The organism is Pseudomonas sp. PME37.24/025, from assembly GCF_055556615.1.
This window is the reverse complement of sequence record NZ_JBVHNK010000049.1, coordinates 1-388: the sequence shown is the minus strand read 5'-3', so window position 1 is coordinate 388 and position 388 is coordinate 1. Positions and strand designations below refer to the sequence as shown.

At 70.6% G+C, this 388-nt stretch carries 1 protein-coding gene; it reads left to right on the top strand.

The window, feature by feature from the left end; genetic code table 11:
- Positions 1-15: 15 nt before the first annotated feature.
- Positions 16-388: amidase family protein (locus ACZ3HH_RS29435; RefSeq protein ID WP_465810034.1), on the top strand; the 373-nt coding region annotated here is incomplete at its 3' end.

Genomic DNA, 388 nt, shown 5'->3' with positions numbered 1-388 from the left:
GATCGAGGATGCCGCATGAGCCTGTCGCACCTGACCCGCCGTTCCGCGTCCGCCCTGGCCGAGGCGATCCGCCGCCGCGAGGTGTCGTCGGAGGAGGTCGTGCGCGCCCACGTGGAGCGCATCGACCAGGTCAACCCGTCGGTCAACGCGATCGTGTCGTACCGTCCCGAGGAGGCGATCGACCGTGCTCGTGAGCTCGACGCCCTCACCTGCCGAGGCCTCTCGATGGGCCCCCTGCACGGACTGCCGTTCGCGGTGAAGGACCTGATGGATGTCGCGGGGCTCCCCACCACGCACGGATCGCGCATCCACGTGGGCACGGTGGCCACTGCTGACAGCGTCATCTCGGGCCGCATCCGCGGCGCCGGGGGCGTGTTCGTCGGGAAGA